The sequence below is a fragment of the Bauldia sp. genome (assembly GCF_965232525.1).
Lineage (GTDB): Bacteria > Pseudomonadota > Alphaproteobacteria > Rhizobiales > Kaistiaceae > Bauldia.
Genome location: NZ_OZ246980.1, coordinates 76,317 through 99,333, shown reverse-complemented (window position 1 = coordinate 99,333; position 23,017 = coordinate 76,317). Strand labels below are relative to the sequence as shown.

The 23,017-nt window shown below is 65.6% G+C and carries 16 protein-coding genes and 1 tRNA gene; 7 read left to right on the top strand and 10 right to left on the bottom strand.

Annotated elements, in window-relative coordinates; all coding sequences use genetic code 11:
* Positions 1–183: 183 nt before the first annotated feature.
* Positions 184–4,959 carry a calcium-binding protein gene (locus ACO076_RS00440; protein ID WP_421724772.1) on the top strand — a complete coding sequence of 1,592 codons (4,776 nt, stop codon included), beginning with the start codon at positions 184–186 and terminating at the stop codon, positions 4,957–4,959.
* Positions 4,960–5,003: 44 nt separating this feature from the next.
* Here ACO076_RS00440 and ACO076_RS00435 read toward each other — a convergent pair whose 3' ends face one another.
* Positions 5,004–5,723, bottom strand: a complete 720-nt coding sequence (locus tag ACO076_RS00435; protein ID WP_421724771.1) for a hypothetical protein — start codon at positions 5,721–5,723, stop codon at positions 5,004–5,006.
* Between the two features lie 7 nt (positions 5,724–5,730).
* A complete protein-coding gene (locus ACO076_RS00430) occupies positions 5,731–6,081 on the bottom strand; it encodes a hypothetical protein (protein WP_421724770.1) in 351 nt (116 codons plus the stop codon).
* Positions 6,082–6,455: 374 nt separating this feature from the next.
* Here ACO076_RS00430 and ACO076_RS00425 point away from each other — a divergent pair, with 374 nt between their 5' ends.
* Genes ACO076_RS00425 through ACO076_RS00400 form a run of 6 tightly spaced genes read left to right on the top strand, consistent with a single transcriptional unit; the run spans position 6,456 to position 9,414 of the window.
* On the top strand, positions 6,456–7,541 hold the full coding sequence (locus ACO076_RS00425; RefSeq protein ID WP_421724769.1) for a PQQ-dependent sugar dehydrogenase: 1,086 nt from the start codon (positions 6,456–6,458) through the stop codon (positions 7,539–7,541).
* Complete coding sequence (locus ACO076_RS00420) at positions 7,538–7,801, top strand: hypothetical protein (protein ID WP_421724768.1); 264 nt, start codon at positions 7,538–7,540, stop codon at positions 7,799–7,801. The genes ACO076_RS00425 and ACO076_RS00420 overlap by 4 nt, the downstream gene beginning before the upstream one ends.
* Positions 7,798–7,938, top strand: a complete 141-nt coding sequence (locus ACO076_RS00415; protein WP_421724767.1) for a hypothetical protein — start codon at positions 7,798–7,800, stop codon at positions 7,936–7,938. Before ACO076_RS00420 ends, ACO076_RS00415 begins: the two co-directional genes overlap by 4 nt.
* Entirely contained in the window at positions 7,935–8,540 is a 606-nt protein-coding gene (locus ACO076_RS00410; protein WP_421724766.1) for a DUF1643 domain-containing protein, read from the top strand. The genes ACO076_RS00415 and ACO076_RS00410 overlap by 4 nt, the downstream gene beginning before the upstream one ends.
* A gap of 29 nt (positions 8,541–8,569) precedes the next feature.
* Entirely contained in the window at positions 8,570–9,169 is a 600-nt protein-coding gene (locus ACO076_RS00405) for a hypothetical protein (RefSeq protein WP_421724765.1), read from the top strand.
* Entirely contained in the window at positions 9,166–9,414 is a 249-nt protein-coding gene (locus tag ACO076_RS00400) for a hypothetical protein (protein WP_421724764.1), read from the top strand. Before ACO076_RS00405 ends, ACO076_RS00400 begins: the two co-directional genes overlap by 4 nt.
* Here the strand turns inward: ACO076_RS00400 and ACO076_RS00395 are convergent.
* The 8 genes from ACO076_RS00395 to ACO076_RS00360 all read right to left on the bottom strand — a co-directional run bounded on the left by ACO076_RS00395 (position 9,411) and on the right by ACO076_RS00360 (position 22,975).
* Complete coding sequence (locus ACO076_RS00395; RefSeq protein WP_421724763.1) at positions 9,411–9,599, bottom strand: hypothetical protein; 189 nt, start codon at positions 9,597–9,599, stop codon at positions 9,411–9,413. The genes ACO076_RS00400 and ACO076_RS00395 overlap by 4 nt on opposite strands.
* Before the next feature lie 23 nt (positions 9,600–9,622).
* Positions 9,623–11,080 (bottom strand): DUF6538 domain-containing protein, encoded by a 1,458-nt coding sequence (locus ACO076_RS00390; RefSeq protein ID WP_421724762.1) that lies wholly within the window; start codon positions 11,078–11,080, stop codon positions 9,623–9,625.
* 17 nt (positions 11,081–11,097) lie between these two features.
* Positions 11,098–11,187, bottom strand: a tRNA-Ser gene (locus ACO076_RS00385).
* Positions 11,188–11,386: 199 nt separating this feature from the next.
* Complete coding sequence (locus ACO076_RS00380) at positions 11,387–13,108, bottom strand: IlvD/Edd family dehydratase (RefSeq protein ID WP_421724761.1); 1,722 nt, start codon at positions 13,106–13,108, stop codon at positions 11,387–11,389.
* A gap of 37 nt (positions 13,109–13,145) precedes the next feature.
* Complete coding sequence (locus ACO076_RS00375) at positions 13,146–13,931, bottom strand: nuclear transport factor 2 family protein (protein ID WP_421724760.1); 786 nt, start codon at positions 13,929–13,931, stop codon at positions 13,146–13,148.
* 7 nt (positions 13,932–13,938) lie between these two features.
* Positions 13,939–15,699, bottom strand: coding sequence for an adenylate/guanylate cyclase domain-containing protein (locus tag ACO076_RS00370; protein ID WP_421724759.1), 1,761 nt, complete (start codon positions 15,697–15,699; stop codon positions 13,939–13,941).
* 32 nt (positions 15,700–15,731) lie between these two features.
* A complete protein-coding gene (locus ACO076_RS00365) occupies positions 15,732–20,561 on the bottom strand; it encodes a PKD domain-containing protein (RefSeq protein WP_421724758.1) in 4,830 nt (1,609 codons plus the stop codon).
* A gap of 29 nt (positions 20,562–20,590) precedes the next feature.
* Complete coding sequence (locus tag ACO076_RS00360; RefSeq protein ID WP_421724757.1) at positions 20,591–22,975, bottom strand: FecR domain-containing protein; 2,385 nt, start codon at positions 22,973–22,975, stop codon at positions 20,591–20,593.
* Positions 22,976–23,017: the final 42 nt, after the last annotated feature.

The window sequence follows — 23,017 nt, the reverse complement described above, 5'->3', positions numbered from 1 at the left end:
GAGGAGTTGTCGTCACTGTTTGTGCCAGAGTCCCAGAGGCAAAGGCCGGAGATCCCCGAAGACGTTAAGAACCATATTCAGCACCTTAGGGGGGTGACGGACCAAGTCGATTGGTCGGATGCTTTCGGTGATGACGCCGTCACCCAACTTGAGGAGGAAAACCTAAAAAGCCAGGAGCCCGGCATGCCGACGGAGGAGCCACCACCTCCGGAGGATCATGAGCACTCGGATGACCCGGGGCCAGGCAACAGCCACGACGAGACAAATGAGGACGATGCCTCTCAGGAAGAGGCCGCGGACGAGGGGACATTGCCGCTGGTCATCGATCTTGGGCCAACCGGGTCCGAGGTTCAGGAGGACGGTCTTGTCTTCCTGGATCGGCACATGTCGCCGGTCTTTTACGACTTCGACGGGGATGGATATGCGGAGAGAACCGCCTGGGTTGGTCCAGACGAAGGAATCGTTGTCTGGGACAAGACCGGCAATATCACCGTCGACGACGAAGGGTTCATGAACGGCGGTGGTGTTTCGACCGGCGAGATCGTCCTGACCAAGGGTGTTGACGGCGCCACCGACCTCGATGTCTTGCTCAAGAAGTTCGACGACAACGACAACGGCGTCCTCGACGAAGACGAACTGAACGGCTCCGCCGGCGGCAACGGCGGCAAGCTGTATATCTGGCAAGACAAGAATCTCGACGGTGAGGTCCAGCACGAGGAAGTCCAGCGTCTCACCAACATCGTCAAGGAGATCGACGCTACCGCGGTCGACTATCTGGATCCCGACGCCCTGGTTGATGCCGACGGTGACGGACAACGTGACGACGCCGAGCCCGCAGTGCGCCTTCGTGACGGTTCGATGATATTCGGTACGGCAGCCGTCACGCTCCAAAACGGCTCGAATACCACTGCCTATGACATGTCGTTCGCCTACAACGACCTGGGCATCAAGCGCAACGACGAGACCAACACGATCTCGTTCGAAGGCGGCGGCAAACAGTGGGACGGGGATTCCGGCGACGACGTCAAGGTGGCCGGGACGGAAGAACCCTGGCAAATGCTTGGCCGCGGGGGAGACGATAAACTCACCGGTGGTGACTTCGATGACATGTTGGATGGCGGAGTGGGCGCGGACGAGCTCAAGGGCGGCCGCGGGGACGACATCCTGATCGTCGACTCCGATGACACTCTGATCAAGGGCCAACTCGGCTACGACATTGTTCTGGTGGAACGCGACGGCGGCGTCACCCTCGACATGGTGAAGGCCGAGGTCGAAGCCTTTTATGGCGGTGTCGGCGATGACGTCGTGACGGCGGAGTACGACGGGAGCGTTCACGGCAACGTCGAGCGACCGACCTTCGGAGCGTACATCAACGGCGGCGATGGGAACGACTCACTGACCGGAGGCAAAAAATCCGACTACATCATCGGGGGCGATGGCGACGATACGTTGCGCGGAAAGGACGGCCACGACTACATCCATGGCGGCGCCGGCGCCGACTCGATCCGCGGCAACGATGGCAACGACATCATTGTTGCCGACCTCGCCGACGACATCGGTTCAGACGCCAGCAACCTTGGCGACGTGCTCGGCGGCGACGGCTTCGACCTGCTGATAATCGCCAGCGGTGCAGACGACCCGGTTCCAACCGGCACCCGTATCCTCAAGCTCGCCGACCTCGGTTTCGAGGGCGGCGTCGGCACCCAGGGCGACGATGAGATCTACGCCGAAACCTTTGTCGACGACGAAGGCCACAAGATCGGCACGATACTGGCGGGGCTCGGCGGCAACGACCTCCTGGACGCGGCCGGCGGCGACGACATCATCGACGGTGGCCAGGGCGATGACGAGTTGGTGGGACGCAAGGGCTCGGACATCTATCTGTTCCAGCGCGGCGACGGGATTGACACGATTGTCGAGTCCAATGAGACGGATGGCGGCCGGGACGTGATCGTCTTCGGGTCGGACATCACGCCGGAGGATCTGCAGTTCGAGCGGGACGGCAATGACTTCATCATCACCATCCCTGGCGAGAACGGTGGCGATCCGGACAACAAGATCACGATCGTGGACTGGAAGGTGTCGGGGAACTACGACGACTCGCGTTTCGTCGAGCTGCTCACCTTCTCCAACGGCACCATTCTCGACATTCACAATGCCAAGATTCACGTCTTCGGCAACCCGGACAACAACAACAGCGTCGTCCTTGACGACATCGGCCTCGATCGGGCCTGGATCGCCGACGGCGGCAAGGGTGCCGATACCATCACTGGCGCCAAGGGCAACGACATCATCTTCGGCAACAACGGCCATGACACCCTCAAGGGCGCCGAAGGCCACGACTATGTCAGCGGCGGTGGCGGCGATGACACCATCCAGGGCCATGCCGACAACGATATGCTTCTCGGCGGTATCGGCAACGACAAGCTCTACGGTGGCGCCGGCGACGATGTATTGGACGGGGGAAAAAATGCCGACATCCTTGAGGGCGGCGGGGGCGATGACGTCTTGGCTGGAGGTAGCGGTCACGACACACTGAAGGGTGAAGACGGAAATGACGTTCTTGCCGGCGGAGGCGGTGACGACACCCTGAAGGGCGGCGACGGCAAGGACGTCTACGTCATCGGTCGGGACCAAGGAAAAGACGACATCATCGACTCCGGCGGCGACGACACCTTGGTGTTCGGCCATGGCATCAGCATCAGCGATTTGTCGTTTGACATGAGCGGTGGGGCGCTGAGGATCGGGATCGGCCGCCAGGGAGACATTGCCAAGCCAAGCCAGACCGACAACCGCGTCAACATCCAGAACTGGGAGAACGAAAGCGACCGGATCGAGACGTTTGTGTTTACCAACGGCCTGGTGATGGATGTCAGGGACGTCTCCAAGGGGACGACGGGCGATCATGATGGCGGCAGCAATTCGACCATTCTGGTTGGTGGCGACGGTGGCGATTCGATCGGCGCCGGTGCTGGCGACGACGTCCTGATCGGAGGAAGCGGCAACGACGGCTTGCGGGGTAACCAAGGCAACGACAGCATCTTCGGCGGCAACGGCAACGACGGCAACCTGAACGGTGGTCCCGGCAACGATCGCATCTTCGGCGGCAACGGCAACGACGAGCTGTGGGGGGAGGACGGCAACGACTTCCTTGCCGGCGGCGCCGGTGACGACGTGATGAACGGCCACACTGGCAGCGACACCTTCTTCTTCTCCTGGGGCGACGGTTTCGGCAACAAGATTAAGGAGGACGTCGGGAAGCTTGGCTACGACCAAATCCTGTTCGGCAGTGGCATCTGGCTGACCGATATTTCGGTCACACGCAGTAATGACTCTCTGTACATCAAGTTGTTCACGCCGGACGGCCAAGCGCAATCCACCAAGATCGAGATAACCGAGATCGGCGACGCGGGTCCGAACAACGCGGGCCCCATCGAGTACCTCTCACTCTCCTCCGGCTTCTCCATGGAGTTCAGTTGGATCCTGAACGGTGAGCAAGGGACCGATGGAAACGATACTCTCGACGCGCATGACCCTGACGGCGGCGATCACAAGGGCCACTGGCTCTATGGGCGTGACGGAGACGATCGGCTCACCGGAGACAACGCCGACGACGTCCTGATCGGTGGCCGCAACGATGACTACATGTTCGGCAAAGGCGGGAATGACACCTACGCCTTCGACTATGGCGACGGCCGAGACAGGATCAAGGAGAACGACGGGGGCGAGGACAAGATTGCCTTAGGCTTTGGAATCGACCACTCGGACCTCGCAATCGACACCGTCGACGGGCACGTCGTCATCATGATCCTGGAGAACCAGGACCAGCAAAACCTGGCCACGGATCGTCACAACTTCGACGACTACATCCTCATCGAAAACTACTACGAAGACGTCGAGGATGGCGGCAATCGCAAGATCGAAGAGTTGGTCTTCGCGGACGGCTCGACGATCAACATCGACGGTATCAAAGGCTACACGTTCGGCAGCGGGAACGCCGACGAGACGCTTGGCGATCGTGACAACTGGGTCACCGCGGGCGGCGGCGATGACACCATCTCGGCCGGCGGCGGTAATGATCGTGTCTACGCCGGTAAGGGGCACGACGATATCTCGGGGAACTCAGGTGCCGACTGGCTCGAGGGCCAAGATGGCGATGATAAGCTACGCGGCGGCGACGGCGGCGACACGCTGATCGGCGGCATCGGCAATGACGACCTTGGCGGCGGCGAATGGCGGGATGCGTTGTACGGTGGAGAAGGCGACGACACCATCCACTCCGACGACGACAACGAAGCCGATCTGATCGTCGGCGGTCGCGGTGACGATATCATTTATCGGGGCGGCAAGAGTGAAGACCCTGGTGATGCGCTGTTCTTCAACGATGATGGTGTAGGGTACCACTTGCCGGGCCACGACCCAGGCGGGCTCTTCGGGTCCTGGATCGTGTTCAACGCCGGCGACGGTCACGACACGATCTACAAGGGCGTCGGCACGGGCGAACACGACGTCATCGAGATCAATGGATACAGCCACGAGCAAATCTGGTTCGACAGAGCCGGTGACGATCTCAAGATCAAGTTCCTCGGCAGCGAGGACAAGATGGTGTTCAAGGACTACTTCACCAACACCAACCATAAGTTCGAGGCTATTATCGCTGGCGACCATTTCCTGAGACGGAGCGAAATCGGCGATCTGATCACCAAGATGAACGGGCACGTTCCAAACGACGGCACCAATGGCGACGGCGTGACGGCGTCTGCGCTGCCGAGCGGCGTCGAGAACCAGATTAAGGACGCCTGGGAGGCTTGGCCGAAGACTCCCGAGTACGTACCAGTTGTAGGAGTTGTACCGGCGGAAGACTGGGATCCGCGGGACGCGTTGCCTCCAGCGATCCGCTACGGTCTCGAAGCTGAGTGGGGCATAAACAGCGATCCCGACATGCTAGTGTATTCGTGAAGTGAGGCGTGAGGTCGTCCTCAGCCGGCCCTTCGTAGATTCGCTTATCGCTGGTCTCCCTGTTTGGCGGACGGCACGGCGGGCAGGTCCATGCCGGCCAGCTCCTCAGCGATCCGCTCGTCCCGTGCCGTAGCCTCGGCACCCCGTGCGGCGCGCCGTTCCTCGGCGCTCCGTACCAGTTTCTTGGTCCCGGTCGGGCCTTCGGCCCTCCGCGCCTCTTCCCTGGTCCCGGTCGGACCTTCGGCCCTCCTCGCCTCTTGATGGCCTGTCGCAGCGGCCACGGCCTGGTCGACCGCGGCCTGGGCCGCGCGCCCGCGGTTGACGAAACCGGCGAGTTCGCCGACGGCCTTGTCGCGGGTGGCCTGGTCGGGTCGCGCGGATTCCTCGCCGGCGGCCAGCAGCGCGTCGATCCGCATCAGGTCGACCTTGACCGGGGCGGCGTAGGCACGGGCGACGGCGGCGATCTCGGCCGGGGTCGGTGCGAACCTGCGGTCGAGATCGGTTTCGCCGGCGAGGATGGCGCGGCAGGTTTCCTCGAGGGCGTTGAGCGGCACGCGCGACAAACCGATGGCGTAGGCCTGGGCGCGCGCCGAAGCGGCCTCGCCCGTGTCGCGGACCTTGAAGGCGACCAGGACCGGCAGCACCAGCGCGCCGATCGTTGCCGGACCGGCAGGGGCGAGCCAGTCGGTCAGCACCGCCTTGGTTTCGATCAGCTCGTCCCGCTCCGCTTCGGTGAGGCCCCGGCCGTGCCGGAACACCGGCAAACGCTGGCTATCCGGCCGACCCTCGACCGTTCTTGGCCAGATCCTCGAAAGCATCGGCGAGGCGCTCGGCCTCGGAGTCCCCACGTTGGGTGGTGGTGCCCTCATCGCGTCTTCCTTTCTCGATTGAAAGGCGGATCCAGGTCCGCCATTGCGCCGACCAATCGGCGCGGGGTTCGCCGCGGCCGAGATAGTGGTCGCGGAATTTCTCGGTCTCGGCGCCGATCGCTTCGGACGACAGTCCTGCCGTCTCGGCATAGGCCCGGTCGATCTCGTTCGGGGTCCAGTCGGCGGCGATCGGGTAGGCAGGGCGGGGACCGGGCGGCGCGCGTGCCCCGGACGCTGCGTCGATGGCGGGCAAGAGGTCGCGCTGGCCGGGCCGGGGTTTGTCTGATCGAGACGATCGTCGCCGCTTGGTGTGGTTCGGACCGACCTGACCTTGTGAAACAAGGTCTCGTTTAGAAAGGGTCGTTCCATACCCTGAGTCGCCAGACGACTCGGGGGGTGAGTCGCCATGCGACTCGGGGGGGTGAGTCGCCGAAGTGACAGGGGGGTGAGTCGCAGAAGTGACAGGGGGGTGAGTCGCGGGCGCAACCGACGGTGCCGTGTCGCTCTCGGTTGCAAGCAGGTCGCCCTGCCGATCCGGGACCGTGATCCGATACCAGCAGGCACCGGTTCGGCATGTCAAATAGATTTGCAGTCGTCGGGATCACCGCGGTCATCGGATGTCTTCCCGTGCCGACAAGCGCTGTTACGCCCGGCGAGAAGATCAACTCTTCTTTGAGCGATAGTCTACAGGAACCGGACTCAAGCAAAATCACAGAGTTCGAGGGCCACAAGTTTGCATTGGAGGCGGTGGCGGCGGGCAGCGAACCGTGGCCGTATTCGATTGAGCCGCTGCCTGATGGGCGAATCCTCCTCTCAACCCGTGGCCACGGGCTCAAGGTAATCACACCCGGTTCTTCTACCGCGGTGCCGGTCGCGATCGACCCCCTCAAAGTGCGGGAAATCAATGCCTACGATTTCTGCTTTGAAAACAAAACTCAGCATGGGCTCCCGAGGGGAAACGGTTGGATGCTGGATATCGCAACATCGCCGAAGCCATCAGAACGCGACACAGTCTTCATCGCGATCGGGCGTACAGCTCAGCGCAACCCGTTTCCGAAGGATCCTTGCCCCGAAACCGCACCAAGTAGCTGGGGGCCGGGCACATCAATGATCCAAATCATCCGCGGCAAGTTGATCGGGAACGAATTGATCGACGTCAAGGAGGTCTGGGCATTTGACAAGAGGCACTACACTAAGGAAACCGAACTGACCTTGGGCGGGAGAATTACATTCGATGGCGCCGGGAATCTACTTTTCTCGGTCGGTGTCAAAGGTGCGGCCAACGATTTGCCGGTAGAGCGCCACAAACGCGCACAAGACCTGTCCCACCCAGAGGGCAAGATTCACCGGGTGCAACCTGATGGTAAAGGACCTCCCGCCGACAATCCGTTCAACGGCGATGGAGGCACATCGAATCTGACCTATCCATGCGGTAAGCCGCAGTTGGCCGTGCTTGATTCAATCTATGCCTGCGGTGTCCGGAGCCCCCAGGGCCTCGAATACGATCATCGCCGGCAGGTGCTGTGGCAAACCGAGATGGGGCCAGCCGGAGGCGACGAACTGAACCTCATCGTCGCCGGCGGGAACTACGGTTGGCCCTATGCGACGAGCGGCACTCCCTACGACGGACCGGTGAATTACGCCGCTGGCGTGGACACCAAGGCGCTGCACTTCAAACCCCCGATTTGGGATTTCGGCTGGAACGGGCGATGAGTGAGCGGGACTCCGCGCTTGCCGAGATCGGCGCCGGCGGAACCGGCCAAATCAGCGTCGCGTTGCCGACTCGTCGAAATGAGGCACCAATCAAGCTGCCAACCCGTTCGCGAGTCACGTTCGGCACGCCGGCCGGGGACATCACCGTCACGATCGAGGACTACGGGCTCTTCTTGCATGGTGAGTCGCGGCGCGAGCTCCTCTACGGCGGCTCCCGTGGCGACAATGCCGGTCGCGTGGTGGTCCGGGAGCGTCCATGACCGCGGTCGCCGACGGCTTCACCGACTTCGACGCCCTCGCGCGGTTCTGGCGTGACGTTCACGGGACCGGCATCGCCGTCCCGTTTCTGATCGGCTGGGGCAAGCCATATCTCGACGCCTTAGAGGACGCCGCGTGACCGCCCAGCTCGTCCTGCCTGGCACCGATCGCGCCACCGGGAAACAGCGGCCTCCCGCCGAGCCGATCCTGCGCGAGGCGGAAATCGTCGGTTCGTGCCGGTACTGGCTCAGCCGGCGCTGGGGGTCGGGCCCGATGCTACCGATCGTCGGCTGCAACCCGTCGACGGCCGACGGCCGGCGCGACGATCCGACCATGATCCGCGAGATGGCCTTCGCAGCGGGCTGGGGCTTTGGCGGGCTGACCAAACTCAACGTCAATCCCTACATCGCGTCAACGATTCCGCGGCTGAACCAATGGCGCCGCGCCTGGCGGTCGGGATTGCGCAACGACGGACCGGCTTGGGTCGAAATGCGGCGCAACGTCGGCGCGTGTGCCGCCGCGATCGATGCCACCGAGATCGTCTGGGCCGCCTGGGGTCGAAACGTCGACCCGGGCCACCTGGCCTGGTGGCTCGACGCCCTGGACGACGTCGTGACCGCGCCGCCGGCCTGGCGGTGCCTGGGCACCAACGCCGACGGGTCGCCGCGCCACACCCTGGCCCGGGGCAAGCACCGGATCCCGGACGACGCCGTGCTCGAGCCGTGGAGGCCGGCGTCGTGACCACGAACAGGTCTGCGGAGGAACTTGGCATGCGCGACGTCGTCGAGCGCTGGGGCCGGCAACGCTGGCCGGACGCCCGCGTCGTGCACGAGCTCGTCGTCGCCGAGAAGCGGATCGACATGGCGTTCGTCGGCCGCCACGAGCTCAACGGTGTCGAGATCAAGTCGAGCAAGGACAGGCTCGGCCGGCTCGACGAGCAGATGGCGGTGTTCCGGCGTCACATCCCGATGGTTTGGCTGGCGGTCGCGCCGAAATGGGCCGAGCAAACAGCGATAATGGATCGGCTGGTATGCACGGCCGACGAGATTGTCACCGGCCCTGGCGGCTTTGTAAGCGAGAACTGGCGGGTCTACCCCGCCATGCTGGATCTGCTGTGGGCCGACGAGGCGAGGGCGTTGGCCAGCCGCCATCGGGTCAGCTACGGCCCGCGGACCCCGTGCTACAAGCTGCTGCCGGAGCTGGCGCGCCTTCTGACCGGCGACGAGATCGTGGAGGGCGTCTGCCGCGAGCTCCGGGCCCGGGACGCTTTCTGGAAGGCCGATCCGCCGATCTGTCTGGACGAGCTCGAGGGCCGGCTCGAACAAAAACTACCCGGCCTGAGGCAGGCCAAGCTGCCGGGGCTGTCGTGACCCGGGATCTGTTCGATACGGCGCCGGCGCGGGCGCTGAGCCGCCGGGTCCGGCCGCCGGGCCCGATCACTCTCGCCGAGCTCGAGCGCGCCAGGGAACTCGTCGCCAAGATCATCACCATGTTCCCGAACGGCGACACCTATCTGCCGATCTTCAAGCGCCTCGACGCCGAGTGCATCGCCGCGCGTGAGAAAGACGACGTGATCGGCCGGGTTCGCCGCATCGCGGCCGGCCGGGCGGCTTAGTCGACGTTCTGGACTTCAAGGGCGATCTGAAGAGGCTTTTGAGCAACCCGTACGGGGTCTGAATCGCCGTCCCCGGCAAACCAGATTTTCGAGCCATTGGGCGCCGCGCGGATCACTGTAATCAGATCGCGATTGACGAGAATCTCGTCGCCGTCGTCGTCGCTGCATCTCACAAACTTAGCCACTTTTGTTCTGATCTCCTGTGTCCCTAGGTGATTGCCAACTTCGTTAGCCAGTCCCGCTTGTGCTCCAGAGTCGGGCCCTCGCCATAGGCGGGGCGATCGAATTTGTGGCCCATCAGGTCGGCCTGCACCCGGTCCGGCATGTCGGCGGCCGTCAGCCGGTCCTGGAAGGTGTGGCGGATCGAATAGAGGCTGTGATCGTCGGTCGGCAGCAGATCGTGGGCCTCGAGGTACTTGTTGACCACGCCTGATAGCTGAGAGGATTTGTCCCGATATCGCGGGAACCCGGTGCGTGCCTCCCGGAACACGGCCAGCGACACGCCGACCAGCGGGATGGCCCGTTCAGAGTACCGCGTCTTTAGGTCCCGCTCGCCCGGTCGGATCACCAGGTGCGGGATCTCCGCCTCGATGACGATGTCCGGCGCCTCGAGCCCGCAAAGTTCGATCGGACGCGCGCCGGTCTCGACCATGGCCAGCACGATGCCGCGGGCCTCGGCGTTGAGCCCGGCGAGCTTCGTCGGGTCGGTGGCAATCGCCCTGAGCTGATCGAGAGGGAAGGGCGGCCGGACCCGCGCCTTGTCGTCCCGGAGCCGCAGCTTGGCGAAGGGCTCGCCGAGGCCGAGTTCGAGCGCCTCGCTGAGCGTGTCGAGGATCTGCGCGAGGTGACCGATGTCCTTGTTGGCCGAGTTGGGTGTGTAGCCGTGGTCGGAGACCCGCTCGACCCAGAAGCGTCGGAGAGCCAGCGCATCCGCCCGGGTGACCTCGTCGACGCGTTTGTCGCCGACAAGGCTGATCATGTTGTTGATCGCCTTGGTGCGCGGGGCCCGCCAACGCCGCATCTGGTCGCGGGATTTCTTCTTGAGCCGGTCGCGAACGAAGTCCTCGAACTGCTCCAGGGCCCGGGAGAGGGTCAGCGGCGGCATATCCGCGCCGCCCAGCAGAGCTTCGACGGCCTGACGTTCCGTGACGGTCGGCGGTTCGTTGCGGCCGTCGCGGACGTCGACCATCTCCTCGAGGCGATCGATCCGGTTCAGCAGCTCGTCGACGCTGCCGCCGGCGAGCTCGTCCGCCCGCCGATACTCGAAGCCTTCGAGCCGGGCCCGCTCCAGCGCGCCGAGGTACCGCTCGCGCGCATCGTCGGATTCGCCTTTCTTGAGCGCGATCCAGTAGGCCTCGACTTCCTTCTCGACCTGCGACTTGATCCTCTCGGCCCGGCCGAGGTCGCGGGTCTCGAGCGACACCGTGACGAACGTGCGGGGATCAACGTCGGCGAAGCGGCGAGGGACCCGCCGATAGTAGTGCCAGATGCCTTCCCGCTGGATCAGCCTGCGCGGCACAAAGACCCCCGTGACGCCGTCGCCGGGCGACTCGGCCCGGTTGTCCTGCGATTTGTAATGCAGAGTGTAATGCGGGATCGTGGATCGTTGGAAGGCGCCGCGGTGCCCGATGCTAGATGATCCGCGGTTTTGCTCGGTTTTCGCCACGAAGCCACCTCAAAAAATGGCGGAGAGACAGGGATTCGAACCCTGGGAACGCTTGCGCGCTCAACGGTTTTCGAGACCGCCCCGTTCGACCACTCCGGCACCTCTCCGCGAAGCCAAACCCGTGATCGGCGGCCGGACCATACACGAGCCGCCGCCGCCGGAACAAGCGGGAGATCGGGCCAAAAGGCCGCTCCTTGCCGCGGGTAGATGGAGGTCGTAGCCGGTTGCCGCAAGGGCCATTGCGGACCTGAAACACGACCGGACCGCAGTCGATCTCGGCTTAAGCGATCGCATTGAAGGTCCGACCTAACTGATCTGCTCCCGCCGCGGGACCTTTCGCAGAAAGTCGAAGTCGCAGCCGTCCTCGGCCTGGAGCACCTGGTCGAGATAGAGGCGCAGATACCCACGCTCCGCGTTGGGGATCGCCGGCGGTCGCCAAGCCGCCCGGCGCTCGGCGAGGGTCGACTCCCGCACCAGCAAATCGATCCGGCCTGCGGCGACATCGAGACTGATCTGGTCGCCATCTTCGACCAGTGCCAGCGGGCCGCCGATCGCTGCTTCCGGGCTGATGTGGAGGACGATGGTGCCGAACGCGGTGCCGCTCATCCGGGCGTCGGAAAGGCGCACCATGTCCTTGACGCCGGCCGCGGCGAGTTTCTTCGGGATCGGGATGTAGCCGGCTTCGGGCATGCCAGGCGCGCCCTTCGGCCCGGCGTTCTGGAGTATCAGTATGTCCTCGGGCGACACCACCAGATCAGGGGAATCGATCCTCTCTGCCATGTCGGCGAGCGAGGAAAACACAACGGCCCGGCCGGTGTGCTTGAGAAGGTCCGGGGTCGCCGCCGATTGCTTGATGACCGCGCCATTGGGGGCGAGGTTGCCGGAGAGAACGCGCATGCCGCCTTGCGGATGGATCGGATCGGCGAGCGGGCGCACCACGTCCTGTGGCCACGGCGCCGGCGCCGCCGCAATCTCTTCGCCGAGCGTCCGGCCGCTCACTGTCAGGCAGTCGATAGCGAGCATCGGCGCCAGTTCGGAGAGGATCGGCGCAAGGCCGCCGGCCTTTTCGAGGTCCTCCATGTAGCCGGCACCGGACGGCTTGAGGTCGACCAGCACCGGCGTCTCGTCGCCCATGCGGTTGAACGCGTCGTAATCGATCGGGATGCCGAGCCGCCCGGCGATGGCGGCGAGATGGATCAGGCCGTTGGTCGAGCCGCCGATCGCCTGCAATACGCGCAGGGCATTGGCGAAGGCGGCCTCGGTCATGATGGCGCCGGGGCGCAGGTCCTCGCGGGCGATGTCGACGGCACGCATGCCGGTCGCCTCGGCGTGGCGGAGCCGATCGGCATTGACGGCGGGGATCGCCGCGCCGCCGGGTAGCATCATCCCCAAGGCCTCGGCGATCAGCGCCATGGTGCTCGCCGTGCCCATCACCATGCACGTGCCCGGTCCCGGCGCCAGCTTGTCGCCGATCGCCTCGATCTCGTCCGCATCGATGGCGCCGGCGCGGTGCATCGCCCAGAAGCGGCGGCAGTCAGTGCAGGCGCCGAGTCGCTCGCCATGGTAGCTGCCGGTGATCATCGGCCCGGTTACTTCGAGGATCGCCGGGCGGTCGACGCTCGCCGCCGCCATTAGCAGCGCCGGCACGGTCTTGTCGCAGCCGCCGATCAGCACCACCGCGTCCATCGGCTGGGCGCGGATCATCTCCTCCGCGTCCATCGCCATCAGGTTGCGCAGGAACATCGAGGTCGGGTGGGAGAACGCCTCGTGGATCGACACGATCGGAAACGGCACCGGCAGGCCGCCGGCCATCAGCACCCCGCGCTTGATCGCCTCGATCAGATCGGGAACGGTCCGGTGGCAGGCGTTGTAGCCGGAGAAGGTATCGGTGATGCCAACGATCGGCCGGTCGAGGGCCGCGTCCGAATAGCCCATCGCCTTGATGAAGGCCTTGCGCAGAAACAGAGAGAAGCCGGCATCGCCATAGTTGGCGAGCCCGCGACGCATGCCGGACGGGGTATCGGTCATCGCGTCGCGCCGGGGAGGGAGGGCAATTGTCGGCCGGTCACGAGGTGGCGGCGAACGCGGCTTCAGCGGCAGCGCGCCATTCGCCATTGATCCGCTGGAACACGGTGAGACGCGGCAGGCGCGATCCGTCTGATGCCATGAGGACGTAGCGCACAACCAGCGTGTTGCTGAAGCTGGTGGCAACGATGTTCTCGACCGCCTCCGGCTCACCGGACGGCGGCGTCTTGAGGAAGCCGCCGAGATCGACACCCCGCCCGTCTGCGGTCTGGAGCTGGAAGTCCGGGGAGGTCAGCGGGCGAATGGCATCCGCGTTGCCGCTTGCCACCGCTGCGCGCCAGCGGGTCAGGACTTCGGTCGCCTTGTCGTCGATGGCGTTGGCGCCGGTGCCGAGCGCTGCGAGCGCCTGCAGCTTCCAGCCGTCGTCGGTCTCCGCGAACACCGCCATGCGGGTGAGGCGGGGAACCTCGCGGTCGACACCGACGAATGTCCCCTTGTAGCCGATCTGGAAGGTCGCGGTGACCAGATTGCCGTCGCGGCGGGCGACCACATCGCTCAATTCGAACTCGGTGATCGCTTTCGGGAAGCCGAGATAGCCATCGCGATCGAAGCGGACGCCGTCGCTACCAATGATCTGGAAGCCATCGCCGAGGAAGCCGGCGAGCTCCGTGTTATCCGGGGCCAGCGCCTTGTAGAATTGGCTGACCAGATCGTGGGCGAGGGCATCCACGTCGCTGTCATCGGCGGCGGCGAACGGCGCGACGAACAAACCGGCAAGGAGGGTGCATATGGCGGCTATGGGCCGAACGGATCGTTTTGTTGTCATGGTGTGATCATAGCGTCTTTTCGGCGAAGGCGGTCGGGTGGCTGGCGGCCGATTCAGACCGGGCCACGGCATAGATCCGGATCGGCGCTGCCTTGCCCTTGACCGCGATCGGTTCCATCGGCTCCAGCCGGAACGCCTGATCGCTGTGGACCTCGGCGGCAATCGCGTCGGAGATGAGAGTCTGCTTGGGAGCGGCGGCGGAGCACAGGCGGGCGGCGAGATTGACGTGATCGCCGAGCACCGTGAAGTCCATCCGCTGCTTGGAGCCCATCGCCCCCACCACGACCTCGCCCATGTCGACTCCGATACCGATGTCGAGTCCCCATTCCGGGTGAGCCCGGGCTTGCTCCACCATCACCTCCTGGATCGCCAGCGCGCATTGAACGGCGTCCCGCGCCATGGTCTCGCCGTGGAACACCGCCATGAGCTGATCACCGACGAATTTGTCGATGTCGCCGTGGTGCGCGGCGACGAGGTCCGCCTGGCGCTGGAAGTAGAGGTTTAGGACCTCGACGACCAGTTCGGGATCGCGTGACTCGGCGAATGCCGTGTAGCCGCGGATATCGGCGAACAGGATCGCCACCTTGCGCCGTTCGCCGCCAAGCTTGACCCCATCCTCGTCCGAGCGCTGGATCGCGTCGATGGTCCCGCCGGAGACGAACTTGGCAAGTTCGAACCGCTCGTTGATCTGACCGATCATGGTGTTGATGCGCCGGGCGAGGTCGCCGATCTCGTCGCGGCTGTCGACGTCGTCGACCCGTGCCTTGAAGTTCCCTTCGCCGACCTCGGTGGCGGCTTCGCCGATCCTCAAGATTGGCCGCGAGATGCGGACTGCAAAAACGATGGCGCCGACCCCGGCGATCAACAGACCGACCGCGATCCACAACCCGAGGCTCTCGATCATCACGTCGACAGCGTAGTAGGCATTGGCCTCGCTTTTCTCGACCAGCACACCCCAGCCGAGCGACGGCGCGAAGGAGAAGGCGCCGAGCCAGGGCTTGCCGTCGGCGCCGGCATAGGCCTCGATCGAGTTGACCGGCGTGCTGGCGGCGAGGAGGGCGGCGGCTCGGCCGATGATGTCGCGGTCGCTGAGATCGGTCATCGCCGGGTCGAAGACCTGGTGTCCGTCTTGATCGAAGACGATGATGTTGCCGAGCTGCTGGAACGGATGGTCGGCGATGGTCGCCGCGAGTTGCGACAGGTTGATCTGCGCAGAAAACACGGCCGGTCGCCCGGCGAACGGCGCGTTAAGCGGCATCAGCAACGTCGCCAGCCAGGCCTCGGTTTCGGGCACGAAGGCTATGTCGATCCGACTGTCGTCACCGGCATCGATGAACGCGTCGACGGTTTCCGGCGGAACCTTCAGAACGGCGAGCGGATCGAGCCCGGCGGCGGTCAGCCGATCGGCGAAATCCTGCTGCGTGACCACCGGCGAGACGGCCGAGCCGACCAGCGAGATCTGCAGGGCGACCACGTCGGGTAAGTCGGCGATCCCGTAGCGGAGCAGCGCGATCTTTTCCTGGGGGCCGAGGGCTTCGTCGTCGATCGCGTTACGGATCAGGCGGATCGACGCCATCCAGGCGTTGTCGACCAGCGAGTCGATCTCGTCGGTGATCTGCCCGGCCGTAGTGACGAGCTGGTCGTTGGCCGAGCTCTTCATCTCATCCCGCGCGATGCGAATCAGCGACTGCCCAGCGATCAGCAGGGGGATAACGGCGATCACCACCGCGAACAGCAGCAGTTTGTTGCGCAGGTTGAGCCTTGGCATAGCCGCTCTCGCGCCGACGTTGCCGGCGGACGTTACCGCTCTCGGGCGGTGATCGTCACCGTAGCCGAAGCCGAGCCGCACGCAAGGCCGGAGGTATCGGACACGGTCAGGGTGACGGGAATCGCCCCGCCGGTTGTCAGGGTGTGACGGACCCGCTCCCCGAATGCGCTGTCGGTGTCGCCGATCTGCCAGCTGTGGGTCAGCGCCTGACCGTCCGCGTCGGAGGAGGCGGAGCCGTCGAGGAGAACAGCATCGTTGGCGCCGCCGATCCACACCTCCCGGTCGGCCCCGGCATCGGCCTCCGGTGTCGCGTTGACCATGACGGTCAGCGTGTCGGTGGTGGCCGAGCAGGCCGAGGCGGCATCGTCGAGAGCGGTCAGCGTCACCGTGTAGGTCCCGGGCTTGTCGAAAGCGTGCTCGACGGTTTCGCCCTTGGCCTGGCTGCCGTTGCCGAAGTCCCAGCGGTAGGCGGTGATCCCGCCATCGGGGTCGGCCGAGGCGCCCGCGTCGAAGCGAACCACATCGCCGGGGCAGACCATCTGGTCAGGGCCGGCTTCGGCGTGGGGTGGAAGGTTGACGTGGATGATCCGCGTGGTCTGCTGGTTGCTGTTGGCACGGCCGCGGCCGTCGTCGGCGAGCAGCACCAGACTGTGACGCCCCGGGGTCTGGAAGGCGTGACTGGCCTCCTGGCCTTCCGATCGCATGCCGTTGCCGAACGACCAGGCAAACGACGCGTCATCGCCACTCCCCTCCGCGCGCCACGAAGCGGTCTCGCCGACGCAGACGACGTCGGGGCCGATGACCGCCGGCGCCGGCTTGGGATTGACGGTCACAGTGACGGTGTCGGTGGCGGTGGAGTTGGCGAGGTCTGTCTCGTCGCGGATTGTCAGGGTCGCGGTGTAGATGCCGGCTTCCCGGTAGCGGTGGCGCACCTCGATGCCCTCACCGGTGTTGCCGTCGCCGAAATCCCAAGCGTAGGCGACGATGCCGCCGTCAGGGTCGTCGGACGCCGCCGCGTCGAGCACCAGTTCCTCGTCGACGGCGACGTACGGGTCGTCGCCGGCGTCGGCCACCGGCGGGGCGTTGACCGTGATCAGATGCTGCGCCGAAATCCGCTGGCAGGTGGGCGAGGTCGAGTCGCTGAGCAGTGTCAGCGAGACCGGATAGGTGCCGGCTTCGGCGAACTGGTGAGTGACCGTCGCGCCGGCGGCGGTATTGCCATCGCCGAAGTCCCACTGCCAGCCGGTGATATTGCCGTCGGTCATGTATGACTGGGAGGCGTCGAAGGTGACCGCTTCGGTGATCGGCACCGCAGACGGTGCGTCGATCACCGGCACCGGCCCCTCGATGATGGTGACCTCCACTTCGTCGCGGGAAATGGAGTCGCAGATGCCGGCCTTTTCGCCTTCGATGGTCAGGAACACCCGGTAGGTGCCGGGCTGGTCGTAGATGTGCACGGGCGTGTCGCCGCCGCCGAGATTGCCATCGCCGAAGTCCCAGGTGAAGCTGTTGACCACCCCGTCGATGTCGGTCGATCGCGAGCCGTCGAAGGCGACCTCCGCGCGGGCGCAGGCCAGGATGTCGGCGCCGGCGTTCGCTACCGGGCCCTGATCGACGGTGACCGAGAGCTCGGATGTGTTGACGCCGTTGGGAAGGCCGGAATCGTCACGCACCGTCAGCCGGACCGGATAGGTGCCGCCCTTGGAATAGGACTTGGTTGGGTTGACGATGTTGGCGACGGTGCCGTCGCCAAAGGTCCATGTGTAACCGAGCACGCCGCCTTCCGGATCGGTCGAGTCGCTGCCGTCGAGGACGACGATGTCGCCGGTGCAGACCTGCCGGTTGTCGCCGGCGACCGCCACCGGCGGACGGTTGATGCGCACCTCCATCGCCGTCACGCCCGTAGCATTGGCGAGGCCGGTGCCGTCGTCGACGGTGAGGACGACCGGGTAGGTGCCGCCGTCCGCGTAGGTGTGGGTGACGATCGCGCCCGCGGCCATGGTGCCGTCGCCGAAGTCCCAGGTATAGGCGAGGGGATGGCCGTCGCCGTCGACCGAGCGCGTGCCGTCGAAGGTGATGGTCGAGCGGTCGGTGAAGACATCCGGACCGGCATCGGCGACCGGCTGGTGGTTGACGGCGATCTCGAGCGTATCGGTAGCGATCGCGTTCTGGGCGCCGCTGTCGTCGGTCACCGTGAGCTGGGCGGTGTAGATACCCGGCTTGTCGAAGGTGCGGGTAACGACGGCGCCGTCCATCGGTTCGTCAGCGTCGCTGAAATCCCAGCGATAGCCGATGAGCGTCCCGTCGGTGTCGAAGGATTCTTCCGCCGAAAGCCGCACGCCCTCGCCAGGCGCAGCGGCGACATCAGCGCCGGCGACCGCGACCGGTGGGGCGTTGATGAACGCCACTGTCTCGGCGAAATCGATCGCTTCGTCATGGCCGGTGTTGTCGCCGACTTCGAGGCGGACCGCGTAGGTGCCAGGCTCCGCGAACGCATGACGGACCACCTGGCCGGTGGCGGTGTTGCCGTCGCGGAAATCCCAGGCATAGGCGGCGATGCTGCCATCCGGGTCGAGCGAGCGCGCCCCCTGGAACGTCAGCGTCTCGCCGGGCGCGCCGACCAGGTCGGGACCGGCGTCGGCGATCGGCCTGGCGTTGACGATGACGCGCATCCGGTCGCTGGCGCTCGACCGGATGGTGCCGGACGCGTCGGTGACCGTCAGCACAACGTCGTAGGTGCCGGGTTTGGCGTAGACATGGGTCGGCGTCGCCCCGTCGCCGGTGTTGCCGTCGCCGAAGTTCCAGTCGTACTCGGCGACGCGATCGTCGGCGTCGCCCGACCCGGAGCCGTCGAAGGCGACTTCGCTCGCCGTGACCAACTGATCGGGACCGGCCTCCGAAACTGGCGGCTGGTTGACCCGGACGGTGAGGGTGTCGACCGCGGTGCTGGTATCGGTGGTGGAATCGTCGGTGATCGTGAGCGTCACCGTGTAGAGCCCGGCGGCTGCATAGGCATGGGAGGAGCGCGGCCCGTCTTCGGTATTGCCGTCGCCGAAATCCCACGCATAGGCGACCAGTCGTCCATCATTGTCGAGGCTGGCGGCGGCGTCGAAATGGGTCGGTTGTTCGATCGCCACTGACTGGCTGTCGCCGGCCTCGGCGATCGGTGGATCGTTGACGATGATCGTCAGCGTGTCGGTATCGCCGCTGTTGGCGACATCGGAATCATCGCGAACCCGCAGCGTCACCGTGTAGGTCGCCGGCTCCGCGTAGCGGTGGGCGACGGTCGCGCCGGTGGCCGTGTTGCCGTCGCCGAAGTCCCACGCGTAGGTGACCAGCGCCCCGTCAGGATCGGTGCTGGCGGCGGCGTCAAGCGTCGTCTCTTCGTCGATCGAAATGCGCCGGTCGGTGCCAGCGACCGCGTCGGGCTGGGCGTTGACGCGAACTGTGAATTCTTCCGTCGCCGTGTTGCATTGGTGACCGGAGTCGTCGGTGACCGTATGGCGCACCGTGTAGATGCCGGGCTCGGCATAGGCATGGGTGACGGCCTCGCCCTCCTGCCGGGTCCCGTCGCCAAAATCCCATTGGTGGCGAGCGATGCGCCATTGCCGGGCATCGGACGGCGACCCGTCGAAGGTGTTCTCTTCCGCCGCGGCCACCAGCGTCCGCTTGTCGGATGCCGCCTCCGGCGGGTTCTTGACGAACACCGGCACGTTCATCGCCGCGCCATTGCCGAGTTGCGGCGCGCTGTCGAACACTTCGAGGATGGCGGTGAAGCGGCCTTCCTGCTGGTAGGTGTGGGTCGTGGCGATCGCTTCTTCGCTGGCCCCGTCGCCGAAGTGCCAGACATAGGTAAGCGGATCGCCTTCCGGGTCGGACGATACCGCGCCGCTGAATTTCACCGACATGCAGGTGCCCATGCCGTCGGCGACGCCGAAGGCGCTCGGCCGGCCGTTGAGGTCGAAGATGCGTGGCGGTAACTCGAACGGAATCAGCGCGCCGGCTTCGGTGGTGACGTAGAAGGTCGCGTCGTTCGGAAACTCCTGGCCGCCGCTCAAGGTGATCGCCGCCATCTTGCCCCGGTCGTTGGCGCGGATCGGGACCGTGGTCACCGCCCAGTTGCCCTGGTCGGAAGACTCCAGCGGATAGGAGATGAATTTGGTGGTGAGGAACGCCTCGCCGGCGGCGGCGTCGAAATTGCCGACGACGATGGCCCGGGCGTCGTCGGGCACCATGAAGCGCAATTCGGTGATGACACCGCGGCGTGGCATCCGGGCGCTGATGGTGGTGCCGAAGATGCGCAGATCGTCCGGCGCGACGTTGGCGTCGTCGGCGGTGCTCACGGTCACGTCGTAGACGTTGCCGTCGTCGCCATTGGTGCCTTCGACCAGCAGCCGGAAGATGCGCTGGTCGCCGACCAGGTCGCCCTGATCGGGGCTCACCTCGGCGATTGTCACCCATGCGCCGTCGACGTTGCGGTCGCGGCGGTACGCGGTGTCAGCGAGGAGCTCGCCAGCCGTCCGTTCCGTCTCGGTCAGCGCTTCGAGCTCAGCCACCTCGGGCACGTAGGCGTCCGGTCCGCCGAACAGGGCGTAGCGCATCCGGGTGTTGGCGCGACCCTCCACCTCGTCGAAAGAGTCGCCGATGTCCGGATCGAAGACCCGGACATACAGAGGGCCGGTCGTTGTCGCCGGAACGCTGAGATAGATCGCCTGGGCGTGATCGTTGTCCCCCTGCCGCGGCGCCGCGGCGGCGCCGTAGTTGACCAAGAGCGGCTGGGTGGTGTCCTGGGCGACCGCCGGTGCGGGCGTGGCGAAGGCGGCGGCAAGTGCCAGAAACGCGACAAAGGTTGAACGGCTCATGGGGCGCGGCTCATGTCCTGTTCGGTAGCTCATGGAATGTCGTAGACGCGGCGGTTGCCGGCGTCGTCCTGAAGTTCAACCCGGGCGAGGCGGGCGGTCCCGTCGCCGGCCGGGACAACGACAACCGCCTGATAGCGGCCGGCTGCCCGATTGTAGCGGAGATATCCGGTGAGGGTCTGATCACCGGCAGTCACCACGAAGGGGGCGGCTTTGGCGAGGCCGGTGGCGTCCTCGGCCTCGACGCTGAGTGCCAGCGCTGGCTGGCCGCCGCTCTCGACCGGGGCGCCCTCGGCGCTGACAAGCTGCGGCGGTTCGTTGTCGAAGGTCACCACCGAGCGGTCGACCTGAACGTTGCCGGCCCGGTCGGTGGCGATCAACTCGATCGGGTTGCTGCCTGGCGACAGCGGTACGGTCTCGTCGAACCGGCCGTCGACGGTTGCCAATGGCGTGCCGTTCAGGGTCACAGTCGCCTCCGGGTCGGTCTCGCCAGTGAGGCGGATTTCGGCTTCGGCGGTCAGGCGCGGCGGGAACTGGGTGAAGGCGATCTCCGGTGCCTGCCGGTCGATGGTCGCCGCGAACGGTTCTGTCGTGGCAAAGCCGGACGGCGCGGTGACGACGATATCGAACCGGGTATCGTCCGCGGCGAGGGGCACGTTGATCTCGAAAACGCCGGCGCTGTCACTGGCGGCGGCGGCGAGGATCGCGTCGCCGGTTCGCACGTCGATTTCCGAATTGGCGGTGGTGGTACCCGACAGGGAGAGGACATCCCCGCTGGCGAGGAAACGGTCCGGCGCCAGGCGGCGAATGGCCGGGTCGAAAGCGATCACCGAGTCCCGGTCGGGCATGAAGACGATGCTGCGGGTGTCCTGGGTCTCGTTGCCGGCCGGGTCGATCGCCGCGATGGCAATCGTGTTGTCGCCCGGGCGGACTATCACCGTTGTCACAAACCCACCGTCGTCGGCAATCGCCACCGGCGCGCCGTTCACCGTGACCAGCGCATCCGGCTCGCTTTCGCCGGACACCGTCACCGACGCGTCGCGGATGATGACGTCTGGTGGCGGCGTTTCGATCGACAGGAACGGCGGCGTGTCGTCCGGCGCCACTCGGAACGCGAAGGCCGGGCTGCGCGCGCCGGGCAGTCCGAACCCGTCGAGGGCGGACACCCGCCAGAAATACTCGCCGATGCCCAGCCGGTCGGTGGTGTGCGTGGGGCCGACGACCCCGAAGGCGTTCTCGACAATGCGATCGAAATTCTGGTCTGCCGCGATCTCAAGCCAATAGCCGGCGGCGCCGTTGCCAGGCGCCCAGCTCAGCTCCGGCGTCGCAACGTAAACGGTTGCGCCGTCGTCCGGACCGATCTGTGCCGGCGGCGGCAGCACGGCGAGCTTGTCGCGTGGTGTCTGACCGGCGTCGACGATCGTTCCTTCGTTCTTGCCGAGGGTGACCGTTTCGCCGGCGGCGGCGACCGCGACGATCCGTTCGTCATAGTTGGTGAATTTGGCGCTGTCGCCACTGTTGCTGACCCAGAAATTGCCGGAGTCGATCACCGCGTCGACATTCGGGATTTCCACATCGAACCGGCTGCGGCTGGCCGCGTCCCCGTCGCCAGAGAGCAGGGCGTAGAAATCGCCCTCGACCAGGCTGACCTTGGCCGCTTCGGTCCGGGTCAGCGGGTCGAAACGCATCTGGCGGATGATTGCGTTGGAGTTTTCGTTGAGCCGCACGCGGCTGGCGTCGCGGAAGGTGATCTGGGCGGTCGAATCCGACAGGGTGCGGACCTTCTCCTCCTCGACCAGGATCGCGCGGAGCTGGAGGTCGCGCCACGACAGGTCCGCCGGCCGCTGCCCTTCGACCTCGCCGGACCGGTCGGTCACCAACGCCTCGGCCGCCTGGTCGCGCTTGGCCTCCGAGACCTCGATCGCATTGGTCGCTTCACCATAGGAGGCCTCGGCCAGGTCGCGGGTCGCCACCCAACGACGGGCCAGCCGCTGCTCCAGCGCTTGTTCGTGGAGGTCGACAGCGCGGCCGATCTCGTCGGGCGCGAAAATCTGCGCGCCGGCCCGGTTGGCGCGTTGGATCTGGCCGAGCGCCGATATCAGCGCCTGATTGGCGGCGGTGATCTCGCTGACGGGGATGAGAAGCTGCATGCCGGGGCGCAGGTCGGCGATCGACTCGACGCCGGAGGAGCGCAAGATTTCCGGCCACAGGTCGGGATCGCTCAGGTATTTGTCGGCGACCTGGCGGATAGTTTCATCGTCACCAATCGTTACGGTGAGATACGCGCCGTCCTGGGCGGTGCTATAGGTTGCTCCGGTCGCTGCGAGCAGCGCCGCGCAAACAGCTGCCAGCGCTTGCCGACGGATACACCTCGCCAACAGCACGCCGCCGCCGAGTCGCCGCAACACTCTGCGCATGACCTCGCAGCCTTTCGAGGCCCCCTCCCACGGACTAAAAGC

Coding starts and splice junctions, on each gene's coding strand:
- ACO076_RS00440 (WP_421724772.1), top strand. CDS start 184: ATGCCGACGGAGGAGCCACCACCTCCGGAGGATCATGAGCACTCGGAT.
- ACO076_RS00420 (WP_421724768.1), top strand. CDS start 7,538: ATGAGTGAGCGGGACTCCGCGCTTGCCGAGATCGGCGCCGGCGGAACC.
- ACO076_RS00375 (WP_421724760.1), bottom strand. CDS start 13,931: ATGACAACAAAACGATCCGTTCGGCCCATAGCCGCCATATGCACCCTC.
- ACO076_RS00405 (WP_421724765.1), top strand. CDS start 8,570: ATGCGCGACGTCGTCGAGCGCTGGGGCCGGCAACGCTGGCCGGACGCC.
- ACO076_RS00360 (WP_421724757.1), bottom strand. CDS start 22,975: ATGCGCAGAGTGTTGCGGCGACTCGGCGGCGGCGTGCTGTTGGCGAGG.
- ACO076_RS00370 (WP_421724759.1), bottom strand. CDS start 15,699: ATGCCAAGGCTCAACCTGCGCAACAAACTGCTGCTGTTCGCGGTGGTG.
- ACO076_RS00380 (WP_421724761.1), bottom strand. CDS start 13,108: ATGACCGATACCCCGTCCGGCATGCGTCGCGGGCTCGCCAACTATGGC.
- ACO076_RS00365 (WP_421724758.1), bottom strand. CDS start 20,561: ATGAGCCGTTCAACCTTTGTCGCGTTTCTGGCACTTGCCGCCGCCTTC.
- ACO076_RS00415 (WP_421724767.1), top strand. CDS start 7,798: ATGACCGCGGTCGCCGACGGCTTCACCGACTTCGACGCCCTCGCGCGG.